This is a genomic window from Pontibacter mangrovi (genome assembly GCF_006385705.1).
GTDB lineage: Bacteria > Bacteroidota > Bacteroidia > Cytophagales > Hymenobacteraceae > Pontibacter > Pontibacter mangrovi.
Window position 1 is genome coordinate 72,997 of record NZ_VFRQ01000013.1, and the last position, 19,563, is coordinate 92,559.

A 19,563-nucleotide genomic window follows, 5' to 3' on the forward strand; every position below is an offset into this window, starting at 1 on the left:
AGTTTATTAATTTATGTCCTCACAAAGATCGGGAGTCTTTCAAAACCAGGCTTATGAGCTATGCAGCAAAAGACATTAAGTTTTCGGAAGGCATAAAAACTATGGCGCAAGAGTATAAACTATGACGCATTATGCGATTCTTACTGCTTTAAAGCCCTTTTTCCGATAGTGCGGCTTGCCGTTATATTTAGTAGTCTCAACCTTTCATAAAACATCATGGCCGATGCATCAACTAGAGGGGAAGAATTTCTGGAAGAGGTAGAAGCCGTTATTCTGGATAATGTCTCCAGCGAGCAGTTTGGTGTCTCTGAACTGGCGGAGGCGATGAGCATGAGCCGCTCTAACCTGCTCCGGAAAATAAAGAAACACACGAACCTTTCTGCCAGCCAGTTTATTCGGCAGGTGCGCCTGAAAAAAGGCATGGAGTTGTTAGAGCAAACCTCCCTGACGGTTTCTGAAGTTTCCTACCAAGTAGGTTTTGGGAGTACCTCCTACTTCATCAAATGCTATCGGGAACGTTTTGGCAATGCCCCGGGTGAAGCACGAAAGGGAACTGCTGAAACCAGCGTGAATGTCCATAGCCTGAAGCCATACCGATGGTCGGCGATAATAGCCGTATCGACAGTATTGCTCATCGCCTCGTATTTGTTCTTCAAGAAACTATCTTCTTCCGGTGTCGAACCTGAAAAATCAGTAGCTGTTTTGCCTTTCAAAAATGAGAGCAGCGATTCTTCCAACCTCTATTTTGTCAATGGCCTAATGGAAGCTGCATTAAGCAACCTGCAGAAGATCAAAGATCTGAGGGTTGTAAGCCGAACCTCTGTAGAACAGTTCAGAGACACAAACACGCCTATTCCCGAAATTGCAGAGACACTGCATGTTAGCTACATCGTGGAAGGCAGCGGCCAGCGGGTGGGCGACCGGGTTTTACTCAACATTCAATTGATTGACGCATCGAGGGATCAGCCTATTTGGGCGAAGCAATACAGCCGTAAAGTGGTTGATGTTTTTGCTTTGCAAAACGAAGTTGCCAGGGAAATTGCAGATGCGATTAAAGTGATCGTGACACCTGCGGAACTCGAGCGAATTGAAAGGAAGCCCACGGAAAACATGGTGGCATATGATTACTACCTCCAGGCACTCGACCCTTTCTTAACCAGAACCCATGAAGGGTTAGAAAGAGCCATTCCGCTGTTTGAGAAGGCCATCGAGCATGATCCTGAGTTCGCCCTTGCCTATGCCGGTCTTGCCATTTCTTATTACTTTCTCGACATCTACCAGGTGAACAAGCAGTATACCGGGCAAATCAGCAACTATGCGGACAAGGCACTGCTGTATGATGCCAAATCTGCCGAAAGCCTCACTGCTAAGGCCTTTTATTACATGCACCGCAAGGAGTTCCGCTTAGCCTTGCCTTACCTTGAGAAAGCCCTGGAGTATAACCCCAACTCCTCGTTTGTGGTGCAGATGCTCTCTGACTTTTACGCCCGCATCACTCCGAATACCGCCAAGTACCTGGAGTACGCCCTGAAGGGGATTCAGCTGGATGCCGGGGGCAGTGATTCCACTACCAAAAGCTATACTTACCTGCACCTGAGCAACGCCCTCATACAGGCCGGTTTTGTAGATGAATCGATCAAATACATTGACCTGTCACTCGACTACAACCCGCAAAACGAATATGCGCCCTATGTAAAGCCCCTGATCCTGTATGCAAAGCACAAGGACATCGCGCGTACCCAGCGGGCCCTGGAGAAGGTCTGGCAAAAAGATACCACCCGCCTGGACATTCTGCAGGAAGTGGCAAAGACGTTTTACTTTCAGGAAAAGTACGACAGTGCCTTCTACTACTATCAGAAGTTCGTGAAGGCCAGGGAATCCAGAGGGCTGGATATTTACGCGCACGACGATGTGAAGATAGGCATGGTTTATAAACAAATGGGCTATACGGCGCAAGCCGCCGATTTTTTCAGGGCTTACGCCAATTATTGCGACAACGACGAGTCCATTTACAAAAGCGCCAGTATGGCTGTAAAATATGCATATGAGGGGAAACCCGACCTGGCTATTGAGCAGCTTAACCTATTTGCGGCACAAGATAACTACCAATACTGGATCTTGCTTTTTCTTGAGCTGGACCCGATCATTCAGCCATTGAAAAGCCATCCGGGGTTTAAAAAGGTAATGGAAAAGATCAATGCCCATTTTTGGGTAGATCACGCCAAGCTGAAAGAATCGCTGGAAGTGAAGGGGTTGCTTACGACTTAACCGCTGTGATTTTTTTCACGAGGCTGTAACAGAAAGGAGCCTTAAAGTTATAGCTTATAATAAACGTGTTTGTTCTCCATAATTTTACTTTGTTTTGAAAAAGGTCGCAAAATATTTATTACTGGTTTTCCTGGTTTATTCCTGCCAGAGCAGGCCATCGCAATGGAACGGCCCGGTCCTGGGGCAACCCCGCAACCACCTGACAGTTGCAGAACTAGTGGAAGGCGAAACGCAACCGCTGATAGACATGAGCTACTTTGCCAAACCCAACTGGGGAACGCAGGCAACAACTCCCTTCTCCGGCACTTTGCTCCTGCAGGACACCGAACTGAGTTTCCCGAAGGAAAAGGATTATTACCCTGGCGAAAACATTTTCCCGAAACTAGAACTGGATTTCATTTCACACCGTGGCGAACTGATCCCGCTGCTGAAAGAGAGAATCTCCACCAGGCACCAGAGCAAGAGCTACTGGGATGTGGTAGTTGGGACAGGGAAAGTATGGCATGAAAAAGAAGACGGAGCATGGAGCCGTGCCTCTTTTCCTCTCACCTTAACAGACAGGTGGGTAGGGCAAGCCAGGAATTGCGTAGCCACCTTCGTTTATAAAACTGATGCTGTCAGCAATGTTTGCCTGCAGTGCAGCCAGGAAACAGCCGATATAGATGACAAGCAGTTGGGCAACATCAGTGGACTGTTGCCGGCTACCTATCAGGCGAAACAGTTTGCTGATGCAGATCAAATAGTTGAACAGCAGGACCTGGAAGAAGCACGAAGGCTTCCCACACGCCCTCTGCGTGAGATTGATGCAAACAAAGAAGTAGCCGGCTACTTTGATAAAATGATCCACACAAATGCTCCCACAAGCCTGGGGGCTGTCTGGATGAATGGCAAGCTTTACGTACATCCGCCCAAAACCCGCCACGGCCTCTATCCTTATCCCGATAACATGCGCCACGGTTTATACTCTGTGACTAAAAGTATGGCCGGAGCTTTGGCGTTGATGTATTTAGAGGAACGGTACAAGGGCAGTGTATTCGAAGCAAAAATAACAGACTATGTACCAGCCTTAGCCGATCACAAGGGCTGGCAGGGAGTCAACTTCTCCCAAACGCTCAACATGGTGACGGGAAACGTAGGAGGCGAAAGTCCGGATCTTCTTTTCAGCACCCTGGTAAGTGCCGAGTCGGCTGAGGAAGCCATCAACAGGATCGCCCGCCTAGGGGATGCCCCGGAAGCGCCGGGTGAAAAATTCAATTACGCTTCTACCAATCTTTTTGTGCTGTCCTATGCCCTGCAGCAGTATGTGGAAGAGAAAGAAGGCAAAAACGTGCATTACTGGGACCTGGTGCGGGAGCACGTGCTGGTGCCGATTGGAGCAGGGCATTTCACTTTGCTGCATACGATCGAAACGGATGAGGCCCAAGCCATACCCATCCTGGCCTACGGGGCCTTGCCGACCATAGACGAAGCAGCCAAGATAGCCTTGCTGTTTGCCAACGAAGGAAGCTATGAGGGGCATCAGATCTTAAACAGAGAGAGGGTGAAAGAAGCCTTTGGAGAATCGAAATGGAAAGGCTACAGTACGGGCAACGACTATAGAGGGAGTAACTATCAACACTCCTTTTGGTCTAAAGAGATAGACACGAGGAAGTGTAAAACAAAGGCAACCTACATGCTGGGTTTTGGAGAGAACTATGTGGTGTTTCTGCCAAGCAAAGTCATTATTTTCAGGTTTTTAGATGAGCATGATCTGGACATTGATGAATTAATAAAGCGTGTAGAAAACCTTAAATCCTCATGCCGGGAAGAATAATAAAAGTTGGAGAAAATGCTGGAATGATGAAAGCCGCCATACGCAGGACTTATGGTTCACCGCAACAGATTCAGATAGAGAATATAGCTACGCCAAGCCTAGGGAATGATGAAGTTTTGGTTCGGGTCCATGCCACAACCGTTAACAGAACGGACTGCGCGAACCTTACAGCGCAGCCATTTATTATGCGGTTTGTCCTCGGGTTCTTCAGGCCGAGGAAAGTTATTTTGGGAACTGACTTTGCCGGGGAAGTAGTGGCAACCGGAAAAGATGTCAATCTTTTTAACGTAAAAGACAGGGTTTTTGGCTTTACCGATACAGGATTAGCATCACAGGCTGAATACATGGCCCTAAAGCCAAAGGGAAATGTTTTAGCTATACCGGAGGGTATCGATTACAAATGCGCTGCCGCAAGTCTGGAAGGCGCGCATTACGCATATTCCTTCCTCCATAAAGTAACCATGCAGCCTCAGCAAAATGTTTTGGTGAATGGCGCTACCGGCGGAATCGGGTCCGCGCTCTTACAGTTTCTTAAGCAGTTTAAGGTTCATATAACGGCTACCTGCCGTACAAAAGATATAGCGTTGATCAAGTCCTTAGGTGCTGACAAAGTGTATGACTACACAAAGGAAGACTTCACAAAGGGCAATGAAACATATGACTTCATTTTTGATACTGTAGGCAAAAGTACTTTTGGCAAATGCAAGCCCCTGCTAAAGAGAGGCGGCGTTTATATATCCTCAGAGCTAGGCCCTTACGCACAAAACGTGTTCCTGGCGATGTTTACTTCTGCTCGAAGCAGCAAGAGGGTGGTCTTCCCTATACCTTATGGAGTTCAGAAAACGCTGCCCTACATCCACGATCTTCTGGAAAAGGGCACATTCCATCCGCTTATTGACCGGGAGTATGCACTGGATAACATATCCGATGCCTACGAATATGTTATCTCTGGAGAGAAAACAGGAAATGTGATCATCAATGTGTAGAAGCTGTTGAGGCATTCGGTCGGAATTCCTTTAAACTTGTATCTAACCGTTAGCTCCATGAAATTACTGCGACGAATAATCAAGATTGCCCTCATTTTCACCGGGTTGCTTCTTGTAAGCCTCCTTGCCATACTGGGAGTTGATGGGCTAAAAACAGGATATCTGAACATTATGGACAACGAGCTGGCGATGGATGACTCCTATCTTTTCACCCATGTGAATGTGGTGCCGATGACAGAAGACACGGTTTTAAGGGACAAGGCGGTGTACATCAAGAACGGTATCATTCATGCGATTGCCGACAGCATGGAGGTTCAGGGTGTGGAAGTGATTGACGGAAGGAATAAGTATTTACTGCCCGGGCTCATTGACATGCACGTTCACCTTTGGGATAAGTATGAACTAGGGCTTTATTTATCCAATGGCGTCACGGCTGTCCGAAACGTATGGGGTATGCCCATGCATTTGAGACTAAAAAAGGAAATCAACAACGACAAGATTTTGTCGCCCTTGCTTTACACCACCGGCCCCAAACTTACCGGCCCGGAGTTTATCGGCGATGATAACCTGCAGCTGTTCAGCCCGCAAGAAGCCAGAGACAAGGTGCGTTCTTATAAAGCACGCGGGTACGATTTTATAAAAACATACTACGGTTTGCCTAAGGATATTTTTGATGCCGTGATAGTGCAGGCAAAGCTTTCCGGGATGGACATTGTCGCACACCCCTCCCAAAAAGTACCTTATGCCTATCATTTCAATCCGCAGATTGCCTCTATCGAGCATGCTGAGGACATCGTGCAGCAGCCGCTGCACTACGAGCTCGACTCGTTAAAGCTGGCACAGGTGGTGAAGGAATTTTCAGAGTCGCCACACACTTCCTTCTGCCCCACCTTAATGGCTTTCTACAACATATGTCGTATGCTTGCAGATGATAACATACTGTCTTCGGAGCCGGTCCGGTTCATGAACCCGGCTATAAGGAAGTTGGATAGCAAAGCCCAATTTGACCGTTGGCGTGCAGCAAAGAAAGAAAACCCCGCCGTTGTAGACCGAACAAAAAAGCAGCATGACTTTCACCTCTATGCCATAAAAAAACTGAACGATGCAGGCGTGAACATTATCTGTGGCACAGATGCCGGCATCGGCGTCACGGTTCCCGGCTTTTCGATCCATCAGGAGTTAAGCTTGTACAAAGAAGCCGGCCTTTCTAACTATGAAGCCCTGAAAACAGCCACGGTAAACGCCTCAAAAACTCATCAGATCATGCACCATATGGGGACGATCGAAACCGGTAAGACAGCCAACCTACTCCTTGTAAACGATAATCCCTTGGTAGATCTTGCCATCCTAAGGAAGCCCCAGACGGTGTTTATAAAGGGCAGAAGGTTAGACAGGCCTGCCTTGGATACGTTTGAAGAAAAAGCAAATAACCGTAGCAACTTGATGGCTACGGTGGTGAGATACGTAGAGAACACGGTGTATGCAATAAGCAATAGATAAAAAAATATTGAGAAGATTGCGAATCAAGCAATAAAACAAATAACTGGAATTGCAATATTTTATCGGAGGTATTTTCTGGCAGCCATGCTTGCTGTATTGCCAACTGCTTGAAAGTGCAAAGCAGTGTCTAGCACTGAAAGTAGTGCATAGCATGAAACGGCCGTGGCTGTTGCACAACTCATTCTCACTATTGCTATCTCTTATTCTTTGCACCAGAAAAAATACTCCCGCTATGGCCTTATTAGTTGCAGTTGAATGTGAGCATAAACAAAGAGCCTGAAAAAGCATAGATGTGTTCCCTTTCCAGTGCCATAGCCATGCTGACTAGCTGGGAAGCTGGATCTTCCAGGAGATCAAGAGCACTTTGCTCAAGAGCCAGATCGGCAAGGCCATGGCCTACGCCTACGCCCGCTGGGACGCCCTCTCGGCCTACCTTTACGACGGCAGCCTCTGCATCGACAACAACGTGGTGGAGAACGCCATCCGCCCGTGTCTTGTACAGAAATAGTTTTACATTACAAGCAACAGGATGAAAGAAAAAAAGGCGCCCTCTCCGGGTAAAGTGCAGAAAAGCGGCCGCTCCTACGACGCGTAGGTGAAGCGTAAAATTGTTAAGGAAGTAAATTCCGGCTTGCTCAGCCACAGTGCGGCGGCAAAAAAATATGGCCTGAACCGGAAAACGATTGATGCCTGGGTAACCGAGCTGTGTTACCTTAACTTGCAGCCCCTACAAATAGCGAAAGAAGTCAGGGCCAACGGCAAACAAGGGGCCAGCACCAAAATGCTGGCCAAACAGGCACAGACCTGACCCGGGAACTGGAAAAAGCAAAGCTCAAGATCTCCTCCCTGGAGACGTTGATTGAGGTAAGTGAGGAGGAGTTAAAGATCAAGATCCGAAAAAAGCCTGGTACCAAACAGTCAAGAGGATGAGGCAGCAGTCCCGGCAGAGTCTGTGCACTGTTTGGTTTAACCCGCCTGGGCCTTCTATGAAGCGGCAGAACAGGAGCGCGCGACCTCCATTGCTCACATGATCGTGCTCAGCTTAGTCAGCGAAGCGAGGGGCAGCATGCCCCTGCTGGGGGGCAGGAAGCTGCTACACCTGCTCTCACCTGCTTTCCAGGCGCATGGCATCAAGATGGGCAGGGACCAGCTTTTTGACCTGCTGCGTTTTCACGGGCTGTTGATAAGGAGGAGAAAGTGCCTGCAGCGCACCACCGACTCCAACCACTGGTTCAGGCGCTACCCCAACCTGATCAAAGGCTTGCTGATCACAGGACCCGAGCAGCTGGGGGGGGGCGGATATCACCTATATCCGTACCATACCGGGCTTCAGTTATCTGAGCCTGATCACCGACGCCTACTCCCGCAAAATCGTGGGCTTCGCCCTGCATCCCACCCTGGAGGCAGATGGCTGTGTGGCCGCCCTCAGGATGGCACTGGCCTTAAGAAGGAAAGAGATGCCCTTCGACCTGATCCACCACTCTGACAGGGGCGTGCTTACTGCTGCACAGAATATACGGACCTGCTACGGGAGGAGGGGGTTTCCATCAGCATGACCCAGCGCGGCAGCCCCTATGACCATGCCCTGGCCGAGCGGGTAAACGGCATCATCAAGAACGAGTTCTGCCCCGACAAGCGCTACCGTACCAGGAGGCCAAAAAGCACATTACCCAAAGCGTAGCCACCTGTAAGCAGCAGCGGCCGCATGTAAGCATTGAGTCTATGACGCCCGACCAGGCCCATCAGTGGCAGGGCGCGATCCAGAAAAGGTGGAAGCATTACAGAAGAAGCAGAAAGGCCGTAGCAGTCGAAGAGCCGGCCCAGTAAGGCTGTGGAAATATGGAAAACTCCCACGAGTTTACCACATTCCCACAGCCGCGATAGTGGTAGTAGTTATGATTGATTTTTTTGATATCCTTGCAGGACAAGTCGCCTTTAAAGTTTATTCAGGACTAACAGCAAAAGACTGTAAAGCACAAACAGGGCTAACACTCAAATCTGTCAGGTTTTTTCTGTACGAGACACAGGTGGATCAGCCTCCTTCAGGCTGCTGTCTCCTTAGGAATATACCACAAATAACACCTAATAAATACCATTTTATAAAATTGTATTTAACAACTTCATAATTGTTATATACAAGAATACCACATTTTATACAAGTACCCATTCCTGCATCTTCGTGTTAGAATCAAGCTGTACCCGATGCTAATATACAGCTTTCAAACATCATACTTCCGTTCTATAGGCTGTTTCCCTGGCAAGCAAAGGGAAGCAGCCTATAGTCAGCAGACAAATGAAGTTTGCCGAAAGTGAAGTGACGCTACGAATGATTTTCATGAAAAAGAATACGCATACTTCTTCCTGGCTGCCATATCTTTTCCGGGTATATCTCCCATTTTGCATTCAATTGTGCCCTTCCCTGGCTCAGCCAGTTGGCCTTTGCTGTCCTACATGCTTCTTTCCCAGCAAACACACCACTGCCTATGAAAACACAAAGCAACAGATCTTAACCTTACTTACAACCGACCTAGGCCCAAAGCCCCCGCTCCTTTGCCCGATACCAAAGCACCAAAGCAACAGCTGCCCACGGTTAAACAGGTTATGGATGCTCCTCATTGCACCTGTTGGGTAAATATCCTGCACTTCCCCTACCGCCCCTAACAATAGTCGTACTGACTTTCACCCTATCAACCTTATCTCCTGTTTGCCTCTAGTCAGGCATTCAGAAGATCTATTTCGCTAACCTTAAAACTAATCTAATGGAAACACCTACTTCATCGCCCACGCGTTCGCTTCCGGAACCGATATCCGGGCTCAGGGCATTCCGCCAGGCTTATACCAAGGAAGAGGCCCAGCAAGAACTCTGCCGCTGGTTTGTCTGCTCGCTGCAGCAAAACTACGATGGTCTCTCCTCTGACCGTACCATTAACTTGATTACCTTCTATGAAAACCTTAAAGAACTTATTTCGGCTGTATATCAATTTCATGACCTACGCGGAAAAGGAGCGCAGGAAGCGCTAAGGCAGCAAGCATCGACAATGCTTCATCCCGATTCAGCAGCTCACGCAGGCGCTATCTCCCAGGCCCTGGATACGCTCCACCATCGCATGCCCCAGTCTTGGACTTTGCTAATCAGCCCCCCGGAATAAGGCCAGTAAATGTGGCTTTCACGCCTTTTAACTTGCCCCTAACACCGGGTAAATTAATGTTTAATCCTAATGCATACCATAATGAGACCATTTATATGGCTTCACAGCCTCTTAATGCCTTTACTTTTCCTCCTGCTCGTCCTGCTGCTGCAGCTTTTGCCCGGCTTTCTGGTTGCTACTACCCGCGCACAGGCACAGGCAAAGGTACCAGAACCGGTGCAGGCCTTACATATCGGGGATACGGTACCGGATGTAGTACTGGGGCAGGTGCTGCATGCCACTTCTCCCGCCGCCCGCTTGTCTGACTTTAAGGGCAAACTCCTGCTCCTGGACTTTTATGCTACCTGGTGCGGCACCTGTCTGGGTAGCATGCCCAAGCTGCAGGAACTGCAGGCTGCCTTCGGCGAAGAGCTGCAGGTCCTGCTGGTCAGCTCTCCCCGCAATAAGGACAACGCCCAAAAAGTGCAGGCCTTTTACAAGCGCTGGATGAAACCCGGCGACCCTTACCTGCTCCCCAGTGTGGTGGGCGACACCACCCTGGTTCAATTTTTCCCCCACCGCCTGGTGCCCCACTTTGCCTGGATCAGTCCAGACGGCCGGGTCGGGGCCATTACTTCCCACAAGGAAGTCACCGCCGAGAACATCCGCCTTGCCCTGAAAGGCACCATGCCCGCCCATCTGAAAAAGGACGTGGACCTGCAGCGCCCGCTCTTCTCCAGTCCCGAGCTGCCCACCGATCAACTACGGCATTATTCCATCCTGCTGCAGGGCCGCATTGAGGGCCTGTCCAGCGGGGGACGCCTGCGCCCGGAGGAGGACCGCATCACCGGGCGTGTAGCCATCAACAAGCCCCTCTTGGACCTGTATGAGATGGTGGCCCTGCAGCGCCTGCCTGACTACAACCGCACGCGCCTGGTTCTGGAAGTGCGGGACCGGGGCTCCCTGCTGCCCGAAGCTTCCGCCCTCTCTTCAGATGAATGGAAGCGCCGTCACTTGTATAGTTACGACCAGGCAGGTCCTCCCGTTCCCCCTTCCGAGTTCTATGAGCGCATGCTCGCAGAGCTGAACCACTTTTCTCCCTTTACCGGCAGCATTGAAAAGCGCCGCATGACCTGCCTGGTGCTTCGTCTCACCGGGCGCCCCAACAAGCTGCAGAGCCAGGGTGGCAAAACCGAAAGCACCCTCTCCCGGCCGGGTACCAAGCGGCTGCGCCACAAACCGCTGCTCGTCCTGGTCAAGCACTTGCTTAGCCAGCCGGCCATTCCCTACCCGGTGCTCGACGAGACCGGCTACGACGGACCGGTGGACCTGGACATCAATGCAGCGCTCGATGACTTGCCTGCCCTGCGACGCGAGCTGCGCCGTTACCGGCTGGAGCTGGTAGCGGCCGAGCGCGAGATAGAGGTGCTCGTGATACGTGACAAACCCGGCAATTGAACCTGAAACCTATCCTTTTACCAATCAACTATAAATCATGAAAAAGCTTTTACTTTTCCTCACCCTCTTCTGTCTGGCCTGGCCGGCAGCAGCCCAGCATACGGTACGCGGCACCGTGGTATCCGTCACCGACAACACGCCCCTACCGGGTGCAACCGTGCGGGTAAAAGACACAGCCATGGCCGTGCGCACCGACGAAGAGGGCGCTTTTGAACTGCCCGTGCCGGAAGGGGCGATGCTTGTCGTGTCCTACCTGGGCTTCATGCCGCAGGAGGTGCCCCTGCAGCTCCCCCTCAACCGACCACTCCGCATTGCGCTGGCAGAAGACAGCCAGCACCTGCAGGAAGTGGAGATTTCAACCGGCTATCAACGCCTCCCCCGCGAACGGGCCACCGGCTCCTTTAGCTACGTGGATGCGCAAACCCTGCAGGAGCAGGCTGGGACAGACGTGCTCAGCCGCCTGGAGGCTGTGGCCAGTGGCGTTACAGTAGACCAAAGCACCGGGCTGACAGGCCGCCTCATGATCCGGGGCCTCAGCACCATTCAGGGTCCCCGCGAACCGCTGATCGTGGTAGACAACTTCCCCTACGAAGGCGACATTGCCAACATCAACCCCAATGACGTAGAAAGCATCACCATTTTGAAAGACGCCGCCGCAGCCTCCATCTGGGGGACCCGGGCCGGCAACGGAGTCGTGGTGATCACCACCAAAAAAGGCAGGTACAACCAGCCTCTCTCGGCCGATCTGACAGCCAACCTCACCCTAACCGGGAAGCCCAACCTGGACTACTTACAGTTCATGGCAGCTTCTGATTTTATTGACGTGGAACTGTTTCTATACGAGAAGGGCTACTATGCCAGTAAGCTGCGCCCTACAAGCCGTACGGTCGTTTCGCCTGTGGTGGAGCTGCTGGACCGAAGGGACAAGGGGCAGCTGACTGCCGCGGAGGCCGAAGCACAATTAAATGCCCTGCGCCAGGTGGATATACGGGACGAATATGCCCGCCGATTTTACCAGCGTGGCACCCGCCAGCAGTATGCCCTCCAACTGAAAAGCGGCTCTGAAGTGCTGGCCTGGAACCTATCGGCCGGATACGACCGCAACCTCGACCCATTGGCTGCGGGCTACAACCGCCTGAACCTGCGCCTGCACAACAGCCTGCGCCCCACCCGCCAACTCACCCTCACCACTTCCGCCCTTTATACCGAAAGCAGGAGTACCGGCGGGCGGCCCAGCTTTGGCACTACGGGTAAAAGTGGCAAGTATGTGCTGCCCTATACCCGTCTGGCTGATGCAGCAGGAAACCCCCTGTCCGTCGTGAACGACTACCGGCAGGCTTATCTGGATACGGTGGGCGGCGGCAAGCTACTGGACTGGAACTATTACCCCCTGACCGATGACAGGCATACCAAGCGCAGCAGCGGGGTGCAGGACCTGACAGCTAACCTGGGGCTCACCTATGCGCTGCCCCAGGGGCTGAGCGCCGACCTGCGCTATCAGTACGAGCGGCAGCAGACAAACGGCGAGCTGCTGTACGGGAAGGATAGTTACTTTGCGCGTAACCTGATCAACACCTTTTCCCAGCTGGACCCGTCCACCGGTAGCCTCACCCGCCCGATTCCGACGGGCGGGATACAGGACTTTGCCAGTATCCTGCTAACCTCTCACAATGTCCGCGGCCAGCTCAACTTCGATAAGGCCTGGGGGGGGCATAGCCTGACAGCCATGGCCGGCGGGGAACTGCGCCATGCCCGGAACACAGACTTCCGGCAGCGCCGCTTTGGCTTTGACCCGGACATTCTCACATTCGGGCAAGTGGACCTTACCACACCTTACCCGAACCTGATCACGAACCGGGCGGCCTATATTCCGGACAACAGTGGTGTCAGCGAAGGCCTTTCCCGCTTTGCCTCCCACTATGCCAACGCCGCGTACACCTATCGCCAGCGCTACACCCTCTCGGCGAGTGCACGGCGGGACGCCTCCAACCTCTTTGGCCTGCGCACCAACGACCTGTGGAATCCGTTGTGGTCCGTGGGCCTGAGCTGGGAGCTGTCCGGGGAAAACTTTTACACGCTGGCCTTCCTCCCCTATCTGAAGCTGCGCTCGACCTATGGTTACAGCGGCAACACCAATCCCGCCATGACGGCGGTCACCACGATGGATTATGTGTTCACGTCGCCCTATACGCAAAGCCCTTATGCCCGCTTTTCCACCTATGCCAATTCCGAACTGCGCTGGGAGACGGTGGGCATGTGGAACCTGGGCCTCGACTTTGCCTCCAAGGGCGATCGCCTTCGTGGTAGCCTGGAGTATTACCAGAAGCGGGGCCATGACCTGTTTGGCACTGCCCCGATGGACTATACGGCAGGCGTGGGCGAGCAGGTGATTAAGAACGTGGCCGCCATGCGCGGGCGCGGCCTGGACCTGGTGCTTCGCACCCGCAACCTGGCAGGTGCCTTCAGTTGGACAACAGACCTTAACGCGAGTCATTACCGGGACGAGATAAGCGATTATTTCCTCTCCTCCCGCCAGGGAAGTCGCTTTGTTACATCAAACCTGCGGGTGTCCGGGATAACTGGCAAGCCTGTCTACGCCGTGTACTCCTACCGCTGGGCGGGACTGGATCCGGCTACGGGGGATCCCAGAGGCTATGTGGACGGGGAGCCAAGTTCCGACTACACGGCCCTCACAGGCCCCGAAACCCAGGTAGAAGACCTGGCCTACCATGGCTCGGCCCTCCCCACCTTTTTCGGCTCATTGGGCAATACTTTTTCCTGGAAAGGCTTCTCGCTCACAGCCCGCCTCTCCTGGAAACTGGGATACTACTTCCGGGCCACTTCCCTAAACTATAGTACGTTGTTTTCCAACTGGGGAGGACATGCAGACTTTGCCAAACGCTGGCAGCAGCCGGGTGACGAGGCCCACACGCAGGTGCCCTCGCTTGTCTACCCTAATAACTCGCGTCGCGACACCTTTTACAGTGGCTCTGAGGTGCTCGTCGAGAAAGGCGATCACGTGCGCGTGCAGTACCTCAACCTGGCTTACCAACTGCCGGCCCGGCCACAGGGGAGGCTTAAGAGCCTGCAGCTGCAGCTAAACCTCAGCAACCCGGGCCTGCTCTGGCGCGCCAATGACCGGGGCCTGGACCCGGATGCTTACGGCCTTAATGCCTTGCCAACGCCTCCCGCCCTATCGCTGGGCCTCAAAGCCAGCCTGTAATTCTCTTTCCACTTTTTAACAGTTAAGAAAATGCGCTACTTTAAAGCAAGAATATACCTTTTCAGCCTCCTTTTGCTAATTGGCCTGCCTCTGTTGACAGCCTGCGAGAGCTTTTTAGATGAAAAACCGGATAAACAGCTGGTGATCCCGTCCACGCTGGCCGACCTGCAGGCCCTACTGGACAACTACATCACCATGAACCAACTTAGTCCGGTGGGTGCGGCCGAGACCAGTGCCGACAACTATTACCTGACATATGAGGACTGGGCGGCACTGAGCAACGAGAGTGAGCAACGCAAGTATATCTGGGCGCCTGACAACCTCTTTCATATCGACTACTATCCCAATGATTGGAACAACCTGTTCAACCGGGTATATCCTGCTAATGTTGTGCTAGAGTACATCGAGGGCATCCCTCGTAACACCTCCAACGCCGCGGAATGGGACCGTGTGAAGGGGCAGGCCCATTTTCACCGGGGACAGGCCTTCCTGAACGGCGCCTTTACCTGGACGTTGGCGTATGAGGCCGGCTCGGCCCCTGACACCCCGGGCATGCCCTTGCGCCTGGGCATAGACTTTAACCTTCCTTCCGTACGTGCCAGCCTGGAAGAGACCTATACCCAGATTATTTCCGATCTGCAGCAGGCAGCCCGGCTCTTGCCCACTACGCCCGTGCATGTGATGCGTCCCTCCCGCCCTGCCGCCTACGCAATGCTGGCCCGCACTTTTCTTTCCATGGGACGCTACGCCGAGGCGGGTGCTTATGCGGATAGCAGCCTGGCGCTCTACGACCGCCTGCTGGATTACAACACGCTTGACCCGGCGGCGGCCTACCCCTTCGAACGCTTTAACGTGGAAGTGCTGCACGAGAGTGCGGTAAGCACCCCGCAACCCCTCCAGCACAACGTGTCCCGAATCGATACTGCGCTCTTCCGACAGTACGCAGAGGATGACCTGCGCAAAACCCTCTTTTTTCAGCAGAACCCTGACGGTTCGCATAGCTTTCGCGGCAACTACGAGGGCAGCGCTGCCCTGTTCGGCGGGATTGCCACAGATGAGGTATACCTAATGCAGGCCGAAAGCCGCGCCCGTGCCGGAAATACGGAAGGGGCCATGGAAAGCCTTAACCGCTTGCTGGTGACCCGCTGGCGCACCGGTACCTTTTCCCCTTACACCGCCGCTACCGCCGACGAGGCCCTAAACCTGGTACTGCAGGAGCGGCGCAAGGAACTGCTTATGCGCTCGCTGCGCTGGATGGACATCAAGCGCCTCAACCGGGAGGGGGCCGCTATAACCCTGACCCGTGTACTGGGCGACCAGGTATACACCCTTCCCCCTGGCGACCTGCGCTTTGCCCTGCCCCTGCCCGAAGACGTAATTGAGCTGTCCGGCATGCAGCAAAACCCCCGGTAGCCGCAAGCAAAAAGGGAGAAGCTTCTGGCCTCTCCCTTTCCTTTTTAAACTACGTCAAGTATCAGTCCCGGTGGCCGGTGGCCTCGTTCATAATCTGGCCGCTCGTCTTGCTGTCCAGGTAATCCTGCAGTTCCTGCTCATCCTGTGCTTCCACGCGGATGCTGCAAGGCAGGTTCGCGTTAGCATCACAGCCGGTCGGCAGCGGCTCGGAAAGGCTGTAAAAAGAAGCATCCAGGATTTGTGATTGGCTGTCCCCGGTAAATACCCATTCCTGGTTCACCGGCGCGGCAAAGGCCATGGTACCGGCTGCCACCACCACGGCGGCTAGTGCGAGAAAATTAACTTTAAGTCTTTTCATGCTTGGAAAAATTTAAAATGAAAAAATGTTTATGTGCGCCCATTTTGGCAGGGCACCTCACCTGAAGCAGGGGCTCTCCCGAACCTTCCGCCTCACGTTGTTTTCTTAAAGAGACATAAGCCATAAGCTACCAGCAAGGTGAAAAGCAGGTTAAACACCAGGTGCTCCCCCCAGCCCAGCTGGCGTAACCCCCTCCGCAGGCACAGGGCATCTTTTCCTAGGTACCCAGCACCGCCTGCCCAACGCACCCTGAAAACAGCAGCAGGAGCCCGAAAGAAAGCCAGCGCCCTACCCACTTACTCCGCCGGAAAATCAGCAGGCCTGCCGCCGCCAGCTCGCCGGCTGGCAGGGCCCATACCAGCGGCTTGCTAAACCAGGGGGCCAAGGGCTGACTGCGTAATTGCGCGGCAAACACTGTGGTGTCCTGCAGCTTGCTCACAGCAGCGTATACCCCCAGCGTGATCAAGGCCAGCCTGCTTCCCAGCAGATAGCGATTGGTTTGTTGCATGTGCTTTCCTCCTTGTCGTGATGCTTTCCTTCCTGGGCACAGCCGCTAAACTGTCTTTTCAACATGCTGCCTGCCATCTGAAAGCCAAGATAAAGTTAGCGGGTTGGGCACAGAAAGTTGATTACCCTATGTGAGGAAAGGGATTATGAAAAGATAGGAAATGAGATAACTAAGGATCAGGGGTGACCGTTTTCGCGGAGGAGCCTGCTCAGCGACTGGGGCGTCACGCCCAGGTAAGAGGCGATTACCTCCTTGGATACTTTCTGCTCAATATGGGGATGGGTCTGCAGCAGGTCCAGGTAGCGCTCCCAGGCTGAGCGCGTGAGCAGGTCCTTTGTGCGTTTTTTGTGAAAGGCACAGTAGCGCAGGAGCAGCCCCCTGAGCAGTGTCTCGGCGGCAGGCAGACATTCTACCAGCTCATTTACCTGTCCACGGGAAAGGGACAGCAGTACGCTTTCGGGCATCACTTCCAGGTAGATATCCGAAGGTTGCCTGTGAAAGAACCCCTGCAGTGGCACGGCCCAGGAGACTTCATCCCACAAAAAGAGGGTAACCGGGCGACCGGAGGCATCATCGTAAAAATAGCCCCGTATCAAGCCCTTCTCCACGTAGTACAGGTAGTCGGGCAGCTGCCCGGCACTAAGCAGCAACTGCCGGTGGGGAAAGGGACTGCGAGCCAGCCGCACTGCCAGAAAGTCTTCCAGCTGCTCGCGTGCCTGGCCATCTTGCAGAGCATAGGGTGCAGGCCCCTGGATCAGGGCCTGCACCAGGTCTTTGACATCCATTGCTTTGCACCTTAATTCCAATCCCGCTTGCCCACAGCTCCCAACCCCGTGGGTGCCGACGTGGTCAGGGTCACCAAGGTCGTCGTAGGGTCCGTGGACGAGAAGTTTTCACTAGGGCGCTGTTGCCTGAAGACAAACAGCGGGCGGGTCCTGACGCTAAGTTTGTTGTCTTTTTTCTTCATAACGGTCGGTATAGTTGGTTTAAGGCAAACCTATAAGCCTCTGTGCTAAAGCCGAAAAAATTTAGATAAACAAGGGTTTTCTATAGATTAAAATATTATTATATTGAGTTTTAAACGCGGACATCCCTGATCCACGCTAAGAGACACCACTATGGCACATTTCCCTTACCACCGGGTTGGAAGGCATGCGCTGGCCTGGGCAGCCTTTATCACCTATGAGATTTCCATTCTCTTTATCACCGCCGCCCCGCAGCGTGTGTTCTGGTGGGAATACCTGGGCTTTTACCTACTCAACATCCTGCTCTTCTATTTCAACGCCTCCCTTGTGTCTGCCGACAGCATCCGGCTCCACAGGCCCCTGTGGCTGTGGCTGCTGTGGCTACTCCCCCTGGAACTGGGTCTGTACATCGTGTTGCAATACGGGCTCGAGCTGCTTTACAACCTGTTCCGCCCGACGCCCAAGCTTCTCTCCTTTCAATACAAGTTCATCCTTAGCTATGTGTGGCGCGGTCTCTACTTTATTGGGCTCAGTGGCGCCTACTCCGCCGCGCGTCACGCGATAGCCAACGCCAAGACGATCAGCCAGCTGCAGGTACAGCAGCTTCAGAGCCAGAAGGAGAAAGCAGAGCTGGAAAAAAACCTGGTCAAGTCCCAGAACGCCTACCTACAGGCCCAAATCAACCCGCACTTCCTTTTCAACACCCTAAACTTTCTCTACAACCAGGTAATCGATATTTCCCCTAAGGCTTCGGAAGGCATTTTCCTTCTTTCCGAGGTCATGCGCCATGCCCTGGCACAGCTGCATGAGGATGGCAAGGCAGAGGCCTCCCGGGAACTGGACCACATCCGGAACTACATTGCCCTGAACCAGCTCCGCTTTCAGTACCCGCTCCAACTCTCCCTGCAGGCAGAGGGGGCACTCAAGGACCTGCGCCTTCCTCCCCTGCTCCTGCTCACCCTGGTGGAGAACATGTTCCGCCATGGTGACCTAACGGACCCGGCCTTCCCGGCCAGCGTCCGACTCTGGCTCGAGGAGGGCACCCTCTCCTTCCAAACCAGGAATAAGAAAAGGACATCCTGCGTCCCGGGAGGACACCGGCTGGGCCTGCAAAATGCGAGAACCCGGCTGCTCAATGCCTACGGCCCTGACCGCCAATGCCTGAACATTCAGCAAGATGAGCATTACTACACGGTACACCTTCAAATCCAAGCCATATGATCACTGCTTACATTATCGACGACGAGGCTCATGCCATCCAGGTCCTGGCGCGCTATGTGGAACAAACGCCCGGGCTAACCCTACTGGGATCACAGGAAAACCCTTTGCTTGCCCTCCAGGCAATCAGCACCGGACAGGTAAGCCCCCACCTGGTATTTGCGGACGTGGATATGCCCCAGCTCTCGGGCATAGAGCTGGCGGGACTTCTGCCCCCTTTAACGAAGGTGGTGTTTACCACCGCCTATGAGGCCTACGCCCTGCAGGCTTTTGACAAGAACGCAGTGGACTACCTCCTCAAGCCTATTACCTATGAGCGCTTCTTAAAGTCAGTGCAACGCTTACAGCCTTCGGCCCCAGCCGGTCCTGACCTGAGCGCGGAAGATTATTTCTTTATTAAAAGCGGCATCAAGGGCAAATTTCCCCGGATAGACCTGCAGGAAGTGCGCTACATTGAGGCCGCACAGAACTACATCAGCATCCATACCCTGCGGGGCGAGCATATTACCTACCTGACCCTGAAAGAAATGGAACGGTACCTGCCCGCGCAGCGCTTTCTTCGGGTGCACCGATCCTTCATTGTCCATATCTCCTTTATTCAGGAGGTGGAGGGCAACCAGATCATCCTGACAAACCAGGAGACTCTCCCCTTGGGAGCCAATTACCGGGATGGGGTGCTGGCCCGGGTGCATGCGCGGCTGTGGAAAAGCCGCCGCCTGCCCTGA

At 53.2% G+C, this 19,563-nt stretch carries 16 protein-coding genes; 13 read left to right on the forward strand and 3 right to left on the reverse strand.

Features of this window, described 5'->3' with window-relative positions; translation table 11 throughout:
• Positions 1–216 precede the first annotated feature (216 nt).
• The 11 genes from FJM65_RS18440 (at position 217) to FJM65_RS18495 (ending at position 15,789) form a co-directional block, all read left to right on the forward strand.
• Positions 217–2,268 carry a helix-turn-helix domain-containing protein gene (locus FJM65_RS18440; protein ID WP_140623447.1) on the forward strand — a complete coding sequence of 684 codons (2,052 nt, stop codon included), beginning with the start codon at positions 217–219 and terminating at the stop codon, positions 2,266–2,268.
• A gap of 94 nt (positions 2,269–2,362) precedes the next feature.
• Positions 2,363–4,081: a serine hydrolase domain-containing protein gene (locus tag FJM65_RS18445; protein WP_140623449.1), complete on the forward strand. Its 1,719-nt coding sequence runs from the start codon at positions 2,363–2,365 to the stop codon at positions 4,079–4,081.
• Positions 4,066–5,067, forward strand: a complete 1,002-nt coding sequence (locus tag FJM65_RS18450; protein WP_239023015.1) for an NAD(P)-dependent alcohol dehydrogenase — start codon at positions 4,066–4,068, stop codon at positions 5,065–5,067. Before FJM65_RS18445 ends, FJM65_RS18450 begins: the two co-directional genes overlap by 16 nt.
• Positions 5,068–5,124: 57 nt before the next feature.
• Complete coding sequence (locus FJM65_RS18455) at positions 5,125–6,567, forward strand: amidohydrolase family protein (RefSeq protein ID WP_140623451.1); 1,443 nt, start codon at positions 5,125–5,127, stop codon at positions 6,565–6,567.
• 328 nt (positions 6,568–6,895) lie between these two features.
• Complete coding sequence (locus FJM65_RS18460; protein WP_449421262.1) at positions 6,896–7,075, forward strand: IS66 family transposase; 180 nt, start codon at positions 6,896–6,898, stop codon at positions 7,073–7,075.
• Positions 7,076–7,868: 793 nt separating this feature from the next.
• Positions 7,869–8,123 carry a DDE-type integrase/transposase/recombinase gene (locus FJM65_RS21775; RefSeq protein WP_140623527.1) on the forward strand — a complete coding sequence of 85 codons (255 nt, stop codon included), beginning with the start codon at positions 7,869–7,871 and terminating at the stop codon, positions 8,121–8,123.
• The gene (locus FJM65_RS21665) at positions 8,120–8,248 is read left to right on the forward strand and encodes a transposase family protein (protein ID WP_140623473.1); all 129 of its coding nucleotides are present in this window, start codon (positions 8,120–8,122) and stop codon (positions 8,246–8,248) included. The genes FJM65_RS21775 and FJM65_RS21665 overlap by 4 nt, the downstream gene beginning before the upstream one ends.
• Before the next feature lie 1,078 nt (positions 8,249–9,326).
• The gene (locus FJM65_RS18480; RefSeq protein ID WP_140623475.1) at positions 9,327–9,716 is read left to right on the forward strand and encodes a hypothetical protein; all 390 of its coding nucleotides are present in this window, start codon (positions 9,327–9,329) and stop codon (positions 9,714–9,716) included.
• A 114-nt stretch (positions 9,717–9,830) separates the two neighbouring features.
• The gene (locus tag FJM65_RS18485) at positions 9,831–11,153 is read left to right on the forward strand and encodes a TlpA family protein disulfide reductase (protein ID WP_181163790.1); all 1,323 of its coding nucleotides are present in this window, start codon (positions 9,831–9,833) and stop codon (positions 11,151–11,153) included.
• Positions 11,154–11,190: 37 nt separating this feature from the next.
• Positions 11,191–14,376 carry a SusC/RagA family TonB-linked outer membrane protein gene (locus FJM65_RS18490; protein WP_140623480.1) on the forward strand — a complete coding sequence of 1,062 codons (3,186 nt, stop codon included), beginning with the start codon at positions 11,191–11,193 and terminating at the stop codon, positions 14,374–14,376.
• A gap of 30 nt (positions 14,377–14,406) precedes the next feature.
• Positions 14,407–15,789 (forward strand): RagB/SusD family nutrient uptake outer membrane protein, encoded by a 1,383-nt coding sequence (locus FJM65_RS18495; RefSeq protein ID WP_140623482.1) that lies wholly within the window; start codon positions 14,407–14,409, stop codon positions 15,787–15,789.
• A 61-nt stretch (positions 15,790–15,850) separates the two neighbouring features.
• Here FJM65_RS18495 and FJM65_RS18500 read toward each other — a convergent pair whose 3' ends face one another.
• The 3 genes from FJM65_RS18500 to FJM65_RS18510 form a co-directional block, all read right to left on the reverse strand.
• Positions 15,851–16,147, reverse strand: coding sequence for a hypothetical protein (locus tag FJM65_RS18500; RefSeq protein WP_140623484.1), 297 nt, complete (start codon positions 16,145–16,147; stop codon positions 15,851–15,853).
• A 217-nt stretch (positions 16,148–16,364) separates the two neighbouring features.
• Positions 16,365–16,655 carry a MauE/DoxX family redox-associated membrane protein gene (locus tag FJM65_RS18505; protein WP_140623486.1) on the reverse strand — a complete coding sequence of 97 codons (291 nt, stop codon included), beginning with the start codon at positions 16,653–16,655 and terminating at the stop codon, positions 16,365–16,367.
• 176 nt (positions 16,656–16,831) lie between these two features.
• A complete protein-coding gene (locus FJM65_RS18510; RefSeq protein WP_140623488.1) occupies positions 16,832–17,440 on the reverse strand; it encodes a Crp/Fnr family transcriptional regulator in 609 nt (202 codons plus the stop codon).
• A 333-nt stretch (positions 17,441–17,773) separates the two neighbouring features.
• Here FJM65_RS18510 and FJM65_RS18515 point away from each other — a divergent pair, with 333 nt between their 5' ends.
• Together FJM65_RS18515 and FJM65_RS18520 are read left to right on the forward strand one after the other, a co-directional pair.
• Entirely contained in the window at positions 17,774–18,841 is a 1,068-nt protein-coding gene (locus tag FJM65_RS18515) for a sensor histidine kinase (protein WP_140623490.1), read from the forward strand.
• Complete coding sequence (locus tag FJM65_RS18520; RefSeq protein WP_140623493.1) at positions 18,838–19,563, forward strand: LytR/AlgR family response regulator transcription factor; 726 nt, start codon at positions 18,838–18,840, stop codon at positions 19,561–19,563. Before FJM65_RS18515 ends, FJM65_RS18520 begins: the two co-directional genes overlap by 4 nt.